Consider the following 15016-nt stretch of genomic DNA (forward strand, 5'->3'; position numbering starts at 1 on the left):
GGTCATCGTGTCAGACCGGGCACCGGGTGCCGCTCAGCCCGTCAGCGCCGAGCTCTTGAGGACCACCAGCAGCACCAGCACAGCGAGCAGCACCACACACCCGGCCGCCTGTACGGGCGCACGCCGCTGCGCCGGGGCGTACGCGTACACGACGGTGACGACCGCACCGGTCAGCAGCCCGCCCAGGTGCCCCTGCCACGACGTGAAGCCCGCCGAGATCACCATCCAGATCAGGAACCCGGCCAGGAACCGGTTCACCGCGTGCATGTCCCGGCCCAGACGCCGGTTGATGACGTAGAACGACGCCGCGAGACCGAAGACCGCTCCCGAGGCGCCCACCGCGGAGTCGAGCGGCGCGATCAGGTAGACCAGAACGGAACCGCCCAGCGCGGACAGCAGATACAGCGCGAGATACCGGACCCGCCCCAACTGCTCCTCGACGACCCGGCCCAGATTCCACAGCGCGTACATGTTGAAGGCGATGTGCAGGACGCCGAACGGCAGCGAGCCGAAGGAGGATTCGCCCGGTGGCAGGTGCAGGAAGGCCCCGGTCAGCAGCCGGTACCACTCGCCGTCCACCACGCCGATCACGTCGAGGCCGGGGAAACCCCCGGTCACGTAGACGTACTGGCTGCCGTCCGGGCCGGTCAGCCCGGCACCCGTCATCGCGAACCGGTCGACGATCCCCGGACGGACCAGCTCACCCAGGTACACCAGGATGTTGAGGCCCATCAGCACATACGTGACGAGCGGCACGGCACTGCGGGGCACCGCACCGCCGAACACCGTCCGCGCCTGCCGGATCGAACGCTGCCCTTCCCTCACGCACTCCACGCACTGATGGCCGACGGCCGCCTCGCGCATGCAGTCCGGGCAGATGAAGCGCTCGCAACGGGTGCAGCTCACGTACGTCTCGTACGAGGGATGGCGATAGCACGTGGTGACGGCGGCCTCCATGGCCGGCTCCTTCGTCGGTGAATGGACCAGAAGCCGGTGGGGGCGGCGGCGATCAAGATAGCGAACCCGCAGGAGCGTGCCGCACCCGGGTTTAGGCTCGGGGTTCCTCACCCCCGACGATCGGAGCCCCCTGATGACCGCCGAGGCGTTCCGGATCCTTCGTGCCGCCGGCCGCACACCGGTGGCATGGAGGAACGGCGGGGGCACCACCCGGGAGATCGTCGCGTCCCCCGGCGCCACGGCGGACGGATTCGACTGGCGGGTCAGCCTGGCGGACGTGGCGGCTGACGGACCGTTCTCCGTGTTCCCGGGCGTCGACCGCACCCTGACCGTGGTGGAGGGGGCCGGGATGGACCTGATGGTGGGCGGTGAGCACCACATCGTCGACGAGCCGTACTGGCCGCACGACTTCCCGGGCGACCTGGAGACCGACGGGCGGCTGCTGGCGGGTCCGGTCGTGAACCTCAACGTGATGTACCGCAGGGACCGCGCACGGGCCGAGACCGCGGTGGTACGCGGCACCCTCCGGCTGATGGCTCCGGAGGGCGGGGCGGTGCTGGCCGTGGTGCTTGAGGACGGTGCGGCCATCGACGGTACGGACAGCCGGCTCGGCTGCTACGACGCGGTGTTGGTGCGCGGCGGGGCGCCGGTCGTCCTGCGGACGCAGGGATACGCGGCGCTGGTCACCCTGTCGGGCTACGAGCCCGGAATCCAGTAGCGGTGCACCTGCGAGACCTTCGGGCGCTCGCCCGAGGCGGGCAGCCCCTGCTTCTCGGCGACGGGCATCATCACCGCGCCGAACTTGTCCATGGCCTCCTCGGACTCCCAGAGGTCGTACACCTCGATGCCCGAACCGGTCGGGACGCAGACGTGCGACAGGCAACCCGCGAAGGTGTCGCCGGGCAGTGCCTGGAGTTCCGCGTTGAGCGCGTCGTACTGGTCCGTCGTCATGCCGGGCAGCGACGCCTTCATGAAGATCGCCATCTGAACTCACCTCGGAGGCGGGAGCGGCCCTCCCCGCCGCCGGGACGGCGGCCTCTACCTCTTCCAGCACACCACGCCGGGGCCCGCGCGGCATCCGTCCGGGTGGTACGCGACAGTCCTTGGGTAATCCGGACAGAGGATGTCGGGTTTCCCGGGTTCGATGGAGTCATGACCTCATCCTCCTGGGCAGACTTCCGGTCGGCGGAACCCGTCTTCGCCGACACCGTCCGACAGCGCTTCGAGCAGTACAAGCACCACGTCCTGGCGACCCTCCGCAAGGACGGCTCGCCACGGGTGACCGGCATCGAAGTGGAATTCCGGCTCGGCGAGCCGTTCCTCGGCATGATGCCGAACTCGCGCAAGGCACTCGACCTGTTCCGCGACCCCCGCTTCGCGGTGCAGGCCAACCCCGGTCCCGACGCCGAGATGGCCGACGGCGACGTACGGATCTCCGGACGCGCCGTGGAGGTGACCGACCCCGAGGTACTGGCCCGCTTCATCGGCGAGGTGAAGCCGCCGGAACCCTTCCACCTCTTCCGGGTGGAGCTGACCGAGGTGGTGCGCATCGGCCTGGAAGGCGGCGACACCCTGCTCATCCAGTCCTGGTGGCCCGGCCACCCCCTGCGCACGATCCGCAGGGGCAACGACGACGGACAGGCGGTCACGGAGCCCTGACGGCCCGCCGGGCCGGGGGAGCGGCCCCCGGGCCGGGGGAGCGGGCGGCGGGGCCGTCCGCGGCCGTTGCCGCGGGGCGGAGAATGGGCGGGTGCCTACCAAGAAGAAGCCCCAGGTGACCCCCTCGCCCGAGCGCCGTGGCGAACTGCTCGCCACCGCCGCCGAGGTGTTCGCCGCCCAGGGATACAACGCCACGACCGTGCGCAGGATCGCGGACGCGGCCGGCATGCTCGCGGGCAGCCTCTACTACCACTTCGATTCCAAGGAATCGATGCTGGACGAGATCCTCTCCACCTTCCTGGGCGAGCTCTGGGAGGGGTACGACGCAGTCCTCGACGCCGGGCTCGGCCCCAGGGAGACCATCGAGGCGCTCGTCACCGAATCCTTCCGTGAGATCGACCGGCACCGCGCCGCCGTCGCCATCTACCAGAAGGAGGCCCGGCACCTGGCCGCCCAGCCCCGGTTCCAGTACCTCGTCGACTCCCAGGAGAAGTTCGAGAAGGCCTGGCTCGGCACCCTGGAGCGCGGTGTCGCCGACCGGACCTTCCGCGCCGATCTCGACATCCGCCTCACCTACCGGTTCGTCCGCGACACCGTCTGGGTCGCCGCGTCCTGGTACCGGCCGGGCGGGCAGCACAGCCCGGAGGAGATCGCCCGCCAGTACCTCTCGATGGTCCTGGACGGCATCGCCCTGCGTCCTTGAACCGGCCGGCGGGAACGGGTTCGAACAGTTTCGGTACGGCTCGGAACGGCTCCAGGCCGGACGCCCCAAGGGTTCGCGCAAAAATCCGTCGGCCGGCGGCGCGGCGTGTCCCACCGCTGGTCGGCAGATCGTGCTACGGTGATCCGGTTGCAGTTTTGGTACCCATGAACTTTATGTGCGCCTGACGGGAATGCTTCCTCAGGCGCTTTAATGTTTTCCGGCTTTCTCCGGGTGGGGCTCAATGCGGCGACTTGGAATTCGTAAAGTGCGGATTTCCGGCACTGCACCTGTTTTAGGAGAATGACATGGCTACTGGAACCGTGAAGTGGTTCAACTCGGAAAAGGGCTTCGGCTTCATCGAGCAGGACGGCGGCGGCGCTGACGTCTTCGCCCACTACTCCAACATTGCCACCCAGGGCTTCCGTGAGCTCCAGGAGGGCCAGAAGGTCTCCTTCGACGTCACGCAGGGCCAGAAGGGCCCGCAGGCGGAGAACATCGTCCCGGCCTAATTGCCGGACGCGTACCTCGCAGCCGGGGCCCGCACCGTGAAGGTGCGGGTCCCGGCTTGTGCTGTCCCTGGGAAGTAACGCAAAGACCGGGCGCCGTCCAGCGCCCAGCACCGGGTGCGACGAAGCACCCCGAGTGTCCCGAGAGCTCCGCGCGCCGCGTACAGCGGTCCGTCCGCATGTCCACGCAAACCCCCGGAGCTCTCCCGCAGTCCCAGTCAGTCCCAAAAGTCCCACGTAGTTCCCCAGGAATCCCCAGGAGGGCAATTCCGTATGACCCGCTCCGAACGTCAGGACCGTCCCGCCCGCAATCGCCCGTCGAGGGGGCGTGGCACGGCCCAGGCACAGGCAACCGCACAGGGTTCCGGCAAGGGATCCGGCAAGGCGTCGCCCCGTCGCAGGGCCACGCCGCCGCAGGGTGAGTTCGCCCTGCCCGAAACCATGACCCCCGCGCTGCCCGCCGTCGAGGCGTTCGCCGAGCTGGACATGCCCGCCGCCCTGCTGAAAACCCTTGCCGCGCAGGGCGTCACCGACCCGTTCCCGATCCAGGGCGCCACCCTGCCGAACTCGCTCGCAGGCCGGGACATCCTCGGCCGCGGCCGTACCGGCTCGGGCAAGACCCTCGCCTTCGGCCTCGCGCTGCTGGCCCGTACCGCCGGACGCCGCTCCGAGCCGAAGGCGCCGCTGGCACTCGTTCTCGTCCCGACCCGCGAGCTCGCCCAGCAGGTCACCGACGCGCTGACGCCGTACGCCACCGCCGTCAACCTGCGGATGGCCACCGTCGTCGGCGGTATGTCGATCAGCAAGCAGTCCGGCACGCTGCGCCGAGGCGCCGAGGTGCTCGTCGCCACGCCGGGCCGTCTCAAGGACCTCATCGAGCGCGGCGACTGCCGCCTGGACGACGTCGCCATCACGGTCCTCGACGAGGCCGACCAGATGGCCGACATGGGGTTCATGCCGCAGGTCGTCGCCCTGCTCAAGCAGGTCGAGGACGACGGCCAGCGGATGCTGTTCTCCGCGACCCTGGACAAGAACATCGACCGGCTGGTCAAGATGTTCCTGACCGACCCCGTCGTGCACTCGGTCGACCCGTCCGCCGGTGCCGTCACCACCATGGAGCACCACGTGCTCCATGTGCTCGACGAGACCGACAAGAAGGCCGTCGCCACGAAGATCGCCGCCCGCGAGGGCCGGGTGATCATGTTCGTCGACACCAAGCGCGCCGCCGACCGCTTCGCCAAGCGGCTGCTCGCCAGCGGTGTACGGGCCTCCGCGCTGCACGGCGGGCGTTCCCAGCCGCAGCGCAACCGGACCCTGGACCAGTTCAAGACCGGTGAGGTCACCGTGCTCGTCGCGACGAACGTGGCGGCCCGCGGCATCCACGTCGACGACCTCGACCTGGTCGTCAACGTGGACCCGCCCACCGACCACAAGGACTACCTCCACCGCGGCGGACGCACGGCGCGCGCCGGGGAGTCCGGCAGCGTCGTCACGCTGGTGCTGCCCGAGGAGAAGCGGGAGATGACCCGCCTCATGCAGGACGCGGGCATCGCGCCCCGCACCACCCGGATCAAGTCCAGCGACGAGGAGCTCACCCGGATCACCGGAGCGCGCGAACCGTCCGGCATCGCGATCGTGGTCGAGGTCCCGCAGCCGACTCCGCCGAAGCCGCGCACGCGGTCCGGCGGGGGCACGGGCACCGGTGCCGCGGGCGGCTTCCGTTCCGGCAGCCGGGGCCGGGGCAGGCGCGGCGGCGCCGGTGGCGCCGGCGCTGCCGGCGGCAGCGGCGCGCAGGGTGCGGGCGGCGCGTCCCGTGGTTCGGCCGCCGGTGGCGCTTCGCGCGGTAACGGTGGCGGTGGCGCTTCGCGCGGTACCGGCACGGGTGGCGCTTCGCGCGGTACCGGTGGCGGCGGCGCGGGTCGCTCCGGCGGTTCCGGCCGCGGCGGCGCCCCGGCGCGCGGCCGCCGCGCGGCGTAGCTGGCCGATGTCCGGCCCGCCCGGATGCCGGGCGGGCCGGTGTGCCTTTCCCGCCCGTCCGGCGTTCTCCGGGCGGGCGGGTCTGTTCGTTAAGCCCGCCCGGCGTTTTCCGGATGGGCGGTGTGTCTGTTGAGCCCGTCCGGCGTTTTCGGGGCGGGCAGTGTGTCTGTTGAGCTTGTTCGGCGTTTTCGGGGCGGGCCGGTGTGCTTCTCAAGCCCGTCCGGCGTTGTGAGGGCGGAGCGTCAGCCGGGTCGCCCCGGGCGCCGCTTCCGTCCTCGGACGCCGGACGGGCTTGATGCGTCAGCCCCCGACCGCATCAGCCCCCGACCGGATCAGCCCCCGACCGGATCAGCCCCCAACCGCGCCAGCACCTCCGCGCCGAACGCCCGCCGCAAGGGATCAGCCGCCGCGCACCACGCGGCCGCCACCTGGCGGGTCTCCTCCCCGCCACGCTGGCTCAGCGCTTCGGCCGACGTCCGCCAGTTCTCCAGCTCCGGGCCCCCGGACCGCAGAGCCCGCCGTGCCAGTTCCTCGAAGGGGGCGGAAAGGCCCAGCTCCGTCTCCAGCACCGTGGCGATCGCGCCGTGCCCCGTCTGCTGGTCCCGGCCCGCAGTAGGCCGCCCGTCGCGGACCAGCTCGACGGTCAGCGTCTCGCCGCCGTCGACGACGCTCCGGTCCACCACGACCTCGTACGACTCCGTGTCCCCGTACAACTCCCGCAGGCCCACCCGCATCTCCTGCTCCAGGTCGGTGTCCAGCAGACGCCGCGCCTCGCCGAGCGCCTCCTCGGCCGCGCCCTCCACCGCCCCCGCACCGTGCCGCAACAGCGCGCGCACCGTCGGCAGGGAGCCCCGGCGGGCGGCGCGCAGCAGAGGCGATTCGCCCTCCGGACCCGGCAGGCACGGGTCGGCGCCGTACGCCAGCAGAACTTCGGCGGTACGCGCGTGACCGAGCCCCACCGCCCACCGCAGCGCCGTGAACCCGAACTGCTCGCGCAGATCCGGCCGCGCCCCGGCTGCCAGCAACGCCTCGACCACCTCCGTGTGCCCGCCGCACGCCGCCCCGCACAGCGGCAGATCACCCGACTCGGGGCCGCATGCCAGGTCGGGGTCGGCGCCCGCGGCGAGGAGCAGCCGCACCACCCCCGGACGGTCCGACACCGCCGCGAGATAGAGCGCGCTCGCACCGTCCTCGTCCACCGACTCGGCGGGCACACCGGCGCGGAGCAGCCGTACGACGGCGTCCTCACCCTCGTACAGCGCATCGAACAGGCTTGGCCCGCCCCCTGCCGGCGCCATCGGATCTTCTGTCATATTTCGACTGTAATACGCCGCACGCCAGGGCCTCTTGCCCGTGGCGGGCCCTCTCAGGTGGTGCAGTCCAGCACCGTCCGGCACAGTGCGCACCGCGCCCGCACCCGGCCGCGGACCGGAACCCGGTTGCGCTGATGGCAGGTCGGACACGGGAACGCGACCCGCAGCCCGTCGCCGCCGGCCTCGAAGGCGTACGGAACATCCGGACCCGGGACCGGAACCGAACCGGGATGGTCCTGTGCGTACCGCCGGTCCCTGGCGTACCGGCGCCGGCCCGACCAGCCCGCCGCCGTCAGCGGCGGCTGCACGCTCTCGCGCAGGGCCTGAGCCCGGCCCTTGGTGTACGCGGTGTACGCCTGCGGGCTGGTGAACCACGGCGAGGGATCCTCGTCGAAGGCCAGCGCCCGCTTGGCCAGCACGTACCCGAACTCCTCCGGGGTGAGGTAGCCGAGCTTCTGGCTGGACGTGGCGTCCTGACGGAACGCGTCCAGCAGCAGCCAGCCCGCCCCCAGATAGGCCGCCGCGGTGTCGGTGAGGATCTCGTTGTCACGCGTCCCCGGGAACTCCAGGCCGAGCCGGTGCAGCAGCACATGCATGACCTCGTGCGACAACGCGGCACCGATGTCCCTGCGATGGGTCCGGAAGCGGTCGTTCAGTTCGATGAAGTACTCCGGCCCCGCCGCGAGTTCGACACTTCCCGCATGCTCCATCGCACGGAACGCCACGATCATCCGGGCGTCCGGCAGCCGCAGATGCTGCACCATCGCCCGGGCCACCCGCTGCGCACCGAGATGCAGGTCGTCCGCGTCGGCGAACGCCGCGTCGGCGGGGGCGAGGCTCGGGGCGAAGCGGTGGACGCCGTCGTACGACAGGCGGCGGTAGAGCGCGGTGATCGCCGAGCGGATGGTGGCCAGATGCGGGAAGCCGTGCACCACCGGGCCGCCGTGGGGGCTGTCCGTCACGTCCCCACCCCCACTTCGCGACGCTCAACTCCTCACCACTGTAGACCGGGGCAGAAGGGTGCGCCCCGGGCAGACGGGTGCGGCCCGGGGCAGTCGGGGTCCGTCAGGCGTCCGTGTCGGCCGGGCCGTCCGTGTCGGCCGGGCCGTCCGTCCGTACGGGCACCCCCGGCCCCAGCTCCGCACACGGTGACCCCGCGCTCTCCACCTCCAGCACCCACACCTCGTTCACGCCGTCCCGCAGCACCGGACCCGGCACGTACAGCGTCCGCTGCGGGCCCACCGACCAGTAGCGCCCGAGGCAGAAGCCGTTCACCCAGACGAACCCACGCGTCCAGCCGGGCAGTTCGAGCCCCGCGTGCCCCGTTCCGGACACGTCGGCGACCTCGAACGTGCCCCGGTACAGACCGGCGCCCCCCGACCCGTCGACCGGCACGAACGGGACGCCCGCCACCGCGGCCGGCTCGTCGAACGCGTCGAGCCGCAGCGCCCGGGCCCGTACCCCGTGCAGGAACTGACGCTCGTGCAGCACGCCCCCGGTGATCCCCTTCGGCTCGCCCAGCCGGGGCCCGTAGTTGACCCGGCCCAGCGACTCCACCCACAGCTCCACCTCGGCGGGCCCGCCCACCGGCTCCGCCAGAGTTCCGTCCTCCTCGCTCAGGACGCCCCTGCGGACCCCGTCCACATAGACCACCGCCCGGTCCCGCAGGCCCGAAACGCCCAGGGTGTACGGGCCGCGCGGACCCGGCACCGCGACCCGGTAGCGCACCAGGCCGCGGTCGACCCCCAGCTCCTCGAACGTGGGCGGCACCCCGGACTCCGCCGCCTCCTCCTCGCCCAGCGCCTCCATGACATCCGGCAGCGGCGCCCACTCCGTCAGTCCGGCCCGCACCGGAGCCAGGCCGACGGGCTCCGGCGGCAGCGGGGGCAGCGGCCCGTCCGCGTACGGCGCGAGGAGCTCCCGGAAGAGCCGGAACTTCTCCGTGGGCCGCCCGTACTCGTCGATCGGGGCGTCGTAGTCGTACGACGTCACCGTCGGCAGCAGGTCCTGGTCCTGGAGCGGCCCGGAGCGGTTGGCGCCCGCCCAGCCGGCGAAGTTCGTCCCCCCGTGCGCCATGTAGATGTTCACCGAAGCCCCGCACTCCAGGATCTCCCGCAGCGCGTCGGCGGCCTGCGCCGGATCCCGTACGACGGGCGGCGCGCCCCAGTGCTCGAACCAGCCGCACCAGAACTCCATGCACATCAACGGACCGGCGCTCTGATGACGACGCAGCACCCGGAAGGCATCGCGCGCCCCCGAACCGAAGTTCGCCGTGGCGAGCAGGCCGGGCACCGAACCGCCGGTGAGCATGTGATCCTCCGGCCCGTCGGAGGTGAACAGCGGAACGCTCACGCCGAACGCGACGAGCATCTCGGCCACTCGGCGCAGATACACCGCATCGGTGCCGTAGCTGCCGTACTCGTTCTCCGCCTGCACCATGATCACCGGACCGCCGCGGTCGGCCTGGCGCTCCACCACCTGCGGCAGCAGCTCGGCGAACCACCGCTCCACCGCGTCCAGATAGCCCGCGTCCCGGGTCCGCACCCGCCGGCCGAACCGCCCGGTCACCCACGCCGGCAGCCCGCCGTTCTCCCACTCCGCGCAGATGTACGGGCCCGGGCGGACGATCGCCCACAGACCGGCCCGGTGTGCCGCGTCCAGGAATCGGCCGAGCGCCGCGACGTCCCGGTACGCGCCGGGCCGCGGCTCGTGGAGGTTCCACGGCACATACGTCTCGACACAGTTCAGGCCCATCGCCCGCAGCATCGACAGCCGGTGCTCCCACTGCGCCTCGTGCACCCGGAAGTAGTGCAGGGCCCCCGACAGCAGCCGTACGGGCTTCCCGTCGATCCGGAAGTGGTCGTCCCCCACGGTGAAGTCAGCCATCGTGCTCGTTCTCTCCTGTGCGCGCGGTCCCGTGAACGCCGCGCTGCGCGGGCCGGAGTCAGCGGAACGCGGTACGTGTGACGGAGCGGGCGAACCCGGGAGGAATGTCACGGCCCAGCCTCGCCCCCTGGCGTGCGGCCGGTCCATGGACAAAGATCACTGCTGATTGGACGCAGCACACGACGGCGCACGTCACCTCGCCGCGGACGGAGGAGCGAAGGCCGATGTACCACACCTGGATGCGTTTTTTCACCCCGAGCCCGCTCCACCACCGCCTCGGCCTGGTCTGTCTGGGCGTCGGCCTGCAGCACGGCACGCTGCCGACCGTCGGCCCCCGCACTCTCGACCACCATGTTGCCGTCGTCATCAACGCGGGCAGCGGGTGGTTCATCGGCCCGGACGGGCGCCGGGTACCCGTCACCGCGCCCAGCCTCATCTGGCTGACCCCCGGCACCCCGCACCACTACGGTGCCGACCCGGTGACCGGCTGGGACGAGAGCTTCGTCGACTTCACCGGGCCCGCCACCGCCACGTACACCGAGCTCGGCTACATCGAGCCGGACCGCCCCCTGGTCCCGCTCTCCGACACCGCGGCACCGCGCGCCGCCGTCGGCCGGATGGTCCGGGCGGCCCGGCGCGGCAATCCGCTGCTGGAGGTGGAGACCGGCGCGGCCGTCCACGAACTCCTCGTCGCGCTGCGCCGGGCCCGTGCCGACGTCAACCCCGACGGTGACCCGGTGCTGCACGCCCTGGCCCGGGACGCGTTCCAGCCGCTGTCCGTCGCCGAGCACGCCGCCCGGCACGGCATGACGCCCGCCGAACTGCGCACCGCGGTGCGGCGGGGGGCCGGCTGCAGCCCGAAGGACTACCTCCTGGGCATCCGGCTCGGCCGTGCCAAGGAGCTCCTCGCCACCGGCGACCTGCCCGTCGCCGCGGTCGCCCGCAGGGTCGGGTACGACGACCCGGCCTACTTCTCGCGCCTGTTCGCCCGCCGCGTCGGCATGGCCCCGGTGCGCTTCCGCGAGCAGCAGGGCCGCAGTGTGCCGGGCGGCTGGAGCGACCGGGTCCCGGACCCGGAACACCCTCCGACGATCATCCCGTAGCCCGGCCCGTCTAAGCTCGCTGACCATGACCACGAGCGACATCGACGATTCCGTAGGCGCCGAACTGAACCGGCTGCGCGAGAGCATCGACAACATTGACGCGGCTGTCGTCCACATGCTGGCCGAGCGCTTCAAGTGCACCCAGCAGGTCGGCCACCTCAAGGCGGCCCATCAGCTTCCCCCGGCCGACCCGGCCCGCGAGTCCCGTCAGATCGCACGGCTGAGGCATCTGGCGGAGAGCGCCCATCTGGACCCCGCGTTCGCCGAGAAGCTGCTGAACTTCATCGTGGCCGAGGTCATCCGCCACCATGAGCGCATCGCGGACGAGTCGGCGAACGGGACGGGCGGCGCAACGGCCTAGCGGCCGGAGCCCCGGGCCGATGTTCGGCGTTCGGGGCTCCGGGGCGGGCGTCGGGCGTTCGGGGCCAGGGCTCAGGGCTCAGGAATCGGAGTTCGGGAGCCGGAGTTCAGGGCTCGGAGTTCCGGGCTGAGCTCGCAGTTCAGGGCTTGTAGTTCCGGGCTGAGCTCGCAGTTCAGGACTCGGAGTTCAGGGTTCAGGGTTCCGGGCTCAGGGCGAGATCTCCTCCAGCGGCCGGTTCGCCGTCTCCTCCGCCAGCGTCCCCGCCACCACCGCGCCCACCACGGCCACCGCGCCCAGCATCACGAACACCGCCGCGACGCTGTCGCCCGCCGCGTACACCACTCCCACCAGGATCGGGCCGAGGATCACGCCCAGCCGGTTGACCGCGCCGCCGACGCTGCAGCCCAGGGCTCGCATCCGGGTCGGGTAGAGCTCGGGCGTGTACAGGTACAGGCAGATGTTGGAGCCGAAGAAGCCGACCGCGGAGAGGGAGGTCCAGATCAGGACCTGTGCGGGGGTGTCGGCCCCGAGTGCGGCCAGGGTGAGCAGGAGCGCGGCCGAGGCGCCGAGGCCGAGGGCGAAGATCCGGCGTCGGCCCAGGACGTCCACCGTGAGGGCGACGATCAGACAGCCGAGCAGGCCGGCGACCGAGGTCACCGTGGAGTGGAGCAGGGCGTCGGAGAGCGTGAGGCCGTACTCGTCCTTGTAGATGCTGGGCAGCCAGGACGTCACGCCGTAGTTGACGAAGTAGCCGGTGAACCAGATCACGCCGACGACCAGCGTGCGGCGCCGGTAGCGGCCGGTGAACAGGCCGCGCACGCCGGTCGCGGCGCGTTCCGCCGGGGTGGCGGCCGCTGCCGTGGGCTCCGGAGCGGTGGAGGCGGGGCCGGCCGGGCGGGGGAGTGGTTCACCCGTCGCCGCCGATACCTCGGCCTCGATCTCGGCCATGACCGCCTCGGCCTCCTCCAGCCGTCCCCGCTCCGCCAGCCAGCGCGGCGACTCCGGGACCCTGCGCTGGACGAGGAAGGCCAGCAGGCCGGGCACGGCGGCGACCGCGAACATCACGCGCCAGCCCGCAGCCGGGACCACCCAGGCCGCGACCAGGGCGCCGATGGTGAGACCGGCCGGGAAGACGAGTTCGTACAGCAGGACGAAGCGGCCCCGCTTGAAGCTCCGGGTGATCTCGCTGATGAAGGCCGCGGCCACGGGCACCTCGCCCCCGATCGCGAGCCCCTGGAGGAAGCGGAGGGCCAGGAACGGGGTGAGTGAGGTGCAGGCGGTCAGCGCCAGGCTCGCGATGCCGGACGCGGCCACGCAGTACGCGATCACCTTCACCCGGCCGTAGCGGTCGGCGAGCCGCCCCGAGAGCAGGGCGCCGATCAGCATGCCTGCCGAGCCGACCGTGAGGACGGCGGTGGCGTCGCCCGTGGACAGCTGCCACTCGTCACGGAGCTCCGGCAGTGCGTAGGCGATCAGCAACTGGTCGAAGGCCTCGAAGAAGGTGACGACACCCACGATCAGACGGACGGTGACATGCCAGCGGGAGAGCGGCAGGCGCTCGAAGCGGGCGGCGATGGTGGCGCGGGTGGTGCCGTCCGGCGATGAGCCCGGCGCGGCGTCCTTCGAGATGTCGGTGCTCATCCAGGGTTCCTCCTGCTCCGCGTGGGGCCGGAGCGGTTGGGGAGCCAGGTGTACGAGGTCGCAGAGGAGGCGTGAGTCAGCTGAGCGTACGGGTGGGGACGGTCGTACAGCGCTCGTGAGCTTGTGAAATCTCCCACTGTCCTCTGGGAACTTCTATAAGTGCCTAGCTTCTTAGCGCTTAAGTTTTACCTGCCCGGGGGTGGCCGCCGTCAAGGCCTTCGAGGCAAAAGGAGATTTTGCCGAGGGGGCTTGCGGACAAATACTTAAGCCCTTAGATTTTTAGGCCTGAGGTAACCGATCCGATCGCAGGAGGCCAACTGATGCTTGCCGACGAGGTGTTGGTCGCGGGGCAGTGGCGGCAGGGCCGTGGCGCCCTCATCGAGACGGTCGACCCGGCCACCGGCCAGGTCATCGCCACCGTGCACGCCGCATCCCTCGACGACGTCGAGGAGGCCGCCGCCGCAGCCGCCCGCGCCGCCCACGACCCCGCCTGGCGCGAGCTCCCCGCCCACCTCCGCGCCCGGCTGCTCCACCGCATCGCCGACCTCGTCGAGCAGAGCGCCGACCGGCTCTCCGCCCTGCAGACCTCCGACACCGGCAAATGCCGCACCGAGACCCGCGCCCTCGTCCTCAGCGCCGCCGGCACCTTCCGCTACACCGCCGCCGCCCTGGAGACCGCCGAGGACACCCTCACCCCCTCCCGCGGCCCGTACGTCACGATGAGCGTCCACGAGCCCATCGGCGTCGTCGGCGCGATCACGCCCTGGAACTCACCGATCGCCAGCGACGCCCAGAAGCTCGCTCCCGCACTCGCGGCAGGCAACGCCGTTCTCCTCAAGCCCGCCGAGTGGACCCCTCTCGTCGCTCTCGCCCTGGGCCGCCTCGTCCACCAGGCACTCACCGAGGCCGGGATGCCCCCCGCCCTGCTCTCCGTCCTGCCCGGCCGCGGCAGCGTCATCGGCGACGCGATCGTCCGCCACCCGGCCGTGGAGAAGATCACCTTCACCGGCGGCACCGCGACCGGCCGCACCCTCGCCCATGCCGCCGCCGACAAGCTCATCCCCGTCTCGCTGGAGCTGGGCGGCAAGTCCCCGACGGTCGTGCTGGAGGACGCCGACCTGGAGCGGGCACTCGCCGGCGTCATGTACGGCGTCTTCTCCTCCAGCGGACAGAGCTGTATCGCCGGCTCCCGGCTGTTCGTCGCCCGCTCCCGGTACGAGGAGTTCCTCGGCGAACTCGTCTCCCGTACCGAGAAGCTGCGCGTCGGACCCGGCACCGACCCCGGCACCCAGGTCGCCCCGCTCGTCCACCACCGTCACCGCGACAGCGTCGCCGCCTATGTCGACCTGGCCCGCGAGGAGGGCGCCACCGTCCGCTGCGGGGGAGCGGCCCCCGAAGACGAGCGCTACCGCGACGGCGCCTACTACCTACCCACCGTCCTGGACGGCCTGCCCAACACCGCCCGTGTCTGCCAGGAGGAGATCTTCGGCCCGGTCCTGATCGCCCTGCCCTTCGACGACGAGGACGACCTCGTCGCCCAGGCCAACGACAGCGTGTACGGACTGGCCTGCGGCATCTGGACCCGCGACCACGCCAGGGCCTGGCACCTCGCCCGCCGTATCGACGCGGGCACCGTCTGGATCAACACGTACAAGCAGTTCAGCATCTCCACCCCGTTCGGCGGGCTGAAGGACAGCGGCATCGGCACCGAGAAGGGCCGTGACCTCATCCGCGGCTACCAGCGGCAGAAGTCCCTCTACTGGGCCACCGACACCACCCCGCTGCCCTGGGCCACCTAAGGGCCATGCCGGGCTCGCGGGCTCCGGCACCGCACCCCGCCGCGTTGTCGTCGGTCGCCATGACGTCCTCCGCCGCCTTCCGATGCACGGCACCGGACCCGGCTCCCTGGT

General features: G+C 71.7%; 14 protein-coding genes. 8 read left to right on the forward strand and 6 right to left on the reverse strand.

Features of this window, described 5'->3' with window-relative positions:
• Positions 1-33: 33 nt before the first annotated feature.
• A complete protein-coding gene (locus tag ABT025_RS01675) occupies positions 34-957 on the reverse strand; it encodes a rhomboid family intramembrane serine protease (RefSeq protein ID WP_350988631.1) in 924 nt (307 codons plus the stop codon).
• A 133-nt stretch (positions 958-1090) separates the two neighbouring features.
• Between ABT025_RS01675 and ABT025_RS01680 the strand changes: the two genes are divergently transcribed.
• A complete protein-coding gene (locus ABT025_RS01680; protein WP_350988633.1) occupies positions 1091-1675 on the forward strand; it encodes a HutD/Ves family protein in 585 nt (194 codons plus the stop codon).
• Here the strand turns inward: ABT025_RS01680 and ABT025_RS01685 are convergent.
• Complete coding sequence (locus tag ABT025_RS01685) at positions 1654-1941, reverse strand: hypothetical protein (protein WP_350988635.1); 288 nt, start codon at positions 1939-1941, stop codon at positions 1654-1656. The genes ABT025_RS01680 and ABT025_RS01685 overlap by 22 nt on opposite strands.
• A gap of 168 nt (positions 1942-2109) precedes the next feature.
• Between ABT025_RS01685 and ABT025_RS01690 the strand changes: the two genes are divergently transcribed.
• The 4 genes from ABT025_RS01690 (at position 2110) to ABT025_RS01705 (ending at position 5802) form a co-directional block, all read left to right on the forward strand.
• Complete coding sequence (locus ABT025_RS01690; RefSeq protein WP_350988637.1) at positions 2110-2616, forward strand: pyridoxamine 5'-phosphate oxidase family protein; 507 nt, start codon at positions 2110-2112, stop codon at positions 2614-2616.
• Between the two features lie 91 nt (positions 2617-2707).
• Positions 2708-3319, forward strand: coding sequence for a TetR/AcrR family transcriptional regulator (locus tag ABT025_RS01695; protein WP_350988639.1), 612 nt, complete (start codon positions 2708-2710; stop codon positions 3317-3319).
• A gap of 305 nt (positions 3320-3624) precedes the next feature.
• A complete protein-coding gene (locus ABT025_RS01700; protein WP_015607926.1) occupies positions 3625-3828 on the forward strand; it encodes a cold-shock protein in 204 nt (67 codons plus the stop codon).
• Positions 3829-4098: 270 nt separating this feature from the next.
• Positions 4099-5802, forward strand: coding sequence for a DEAD/DEAH box helicase (locus ABT025_RS01705; protein WP_350988643.1), 1704 nt, complete (start codon positions 4099-4101; stop codon positions 5800-5802).
• Positions 5803-6134: 332 nt separating this feature from the next.
• Here the strand turns inward: ABT025_RS01705 and ABT025_RS01710 are convergent, their stop codons facing one another.
• From ABT025_RS01710 to ABT025_RS01720, 3 genes are all read right to left on the reverse strand, one after another.
• Positions 6135-7115: an ankyrin repeat domain-containing protein gene (locus ABT025_RS01710; RefSeq protein ID WP_350988645.1), complete on the reverse strand. Its 981-nt coding sequence runs from the start codon at positions 7113-7115 to the stop codon at positions 6135-6137.
• Between the two features lie 53 nt (positions 7116-7168).
• Positions 7169-8077 (reverse strand): hypothetical protein, encoded by a 909-nt coding sequence (locus ABT025_RS01715; protein WP_350988647.1) that lies wholly within the window; start codon positions 8075-8077, stop codon positions 7169-7171.
• A 103-nt stretch (positions 8078-8180) separates the two neighbouring features.
• The gene (locus tag ABT025_RS01720; protein ID WP_350988649.1) at positions 8181-10001 is read right to left on the reverse strand and encodes a glycoside hydrolase family 35 protein; all 1821 of its coding nucleotides are present in this window, start codon (positions 9999-10001) and stop codon (positions 8181-8183) included.
• A 224-nt stretch (positions 10002-10225) separates the two neighbouring features.
• Here ABT025_RS01720 and ABT025_RS01725 point away from each other — a divergent pair, with 224 nt between their 5' ends.
• The gene (locus ABT025_RS01725) at positions 10226-11104 is read left to right on the forward strand and encodes a helix-turn-helix domain-containing protein (RefSeq protein WP_350988651.1); all 879 of its coding nucleotides are present in this window, start codon (positions 10226-10228) and stop codon (positions 11102-11104) included.
• A gap of 25 nt (positions 11105-11129) precedes the next feature.
• A complete protein-coding gene (locus ABT025_RS01730) occupies positions 11130-11465 on the forward strand; it encodes a chorismate mutase (RefSeq protein ID WP_350988653.1) in 336 nt (111 codons plus the stop codon).
• A 207-nt stretch (positions 11466-11672) separates the two neighbouring features.
• Here the strand turns inward: ABT025_RS01730 and ABT025_RS01735 are convergent, their stop codons facing one another.
• Complete coding sequence (locus ABT025_RS01735) at positions 11673-13106, reverse strand: MFS transporter (RefSeq protein ID WP_350988655.1); 1434 nt, start codon at positions 13104-13106, stop codon at positions 11673-11675.
• 320 nt (positions 13107-13426) lie between these two features.
• Here ABT025_RS01735 and ABT025_RS01740 point away from each other — a divergent pair, with 320 nt between their 5' ends.
• Positions 13427-14905: an aldehyde dehydrogenase gene (locus ABT025_RS01740; RefSeq protein ID WP_350988657.1), complete on the forward strand. Its 1479-nt coding sequence runs from the start codon at positions 13427-13429 to the stop codon at positions 14903-14905.
• The last annotated feature ends 111 nt before the right edge of the window (positions 14906-15016 follow it).

It is taken from the genome of Streptomyces sp. NPDC002809 (genome assembly GCF_040295435.1).
Taxonomy (GTDB): Bacteria; Actinomycetota; Actinomycetes; order Streptomycetales; family Streptomycetaceae; genus Streptomyces.

Bases quoted from the DNA above. Each gene is read 5' to 3' on its own strand.
- ABT025_RS01710 (WP_350988645.1), bottom strand. From the start codon at position 7,115: ATGACAGAAGATCCGATGGCGCCGGCAGGGGGCGGGCCAAGCCTGTTC.
- ABT025_RS01705 (WP_350988643.1), top strand. From the start codon at position 4,099: ATGACCCGCTCCGAACGTCAGGACCGTCCCGCCCGCAATCGCCCGTCG.
- ABT025_RS01720 (WP_350988649.1), bottom strand. From the start codon at position 10,001: ATGGCTGACTTCACCGTGGGGGACGACCACTTCCGGATCGACGGGAAG.
- ABT025_RS01730 (WP_350988653.1), top strand. From the start codon at position 11,130: ATGACCACGAGCGACATCGACGATTCCGTAGGCGCCGAACTGAACCGG.
- ABT025_RS01675 (WP_350988631.1), bottom strand. From the start codon at position 957: ATGGAGGCCGCCGTCACCACGTGCTATCGCCATCCCTCGTACGAGACG.
- ABT025_RS01690 (WP_350988637.1), top strand. From the start codon at position 2,110: ATGACCTCATCCTCCTGGGCAGACTTCCGGTCGGCGGAACCCGTCTTC.
- ABT025_RS01685 (WP_350988635.1), bottom strand. From the start codon at position 1,941: ATGGCGATCTTCATGAAGGCGTCGCTGCCCGGCATGACGACGGACCAG.
- ABT025_RS01680 (WP_350988633.1), top strand. From the start codon at position 1,091: ATGACCGCCGAGGCGTTCCGGATCCTTCGTGCCGCCGGCCGCACACCG.
- ABT025_RS01735 (WP_350988655.1), bottom strand. From the start codon at position 13,106: ATGAGCACCGACATCTCGAAGGACGCCGCGCCGGGCTCATCGCCGGAC.
- ABT025_RS01725 (WP_350988651.1), top strand. From the start codon at position 10,226: ATGTACCACACCTGGATGCGTTTTTTCACCCCGAGCCCGCTCCACCAC.
- ABT025_RS01740 (WP_350988657.1), top strand. From the start codon at position 13,427: ATGCTTGCCGACGAGGTGTTGGTCGCGGGGCAGTGGCGGCAGGGCCGT.
- ABT025_RS01700 (WP_015607926.1), top strand. From the start codon at position 3,625: ATGGCTACTGGAACCGTGAAGTGGTTCAACTCGGAAAAGGGCTTCGGC.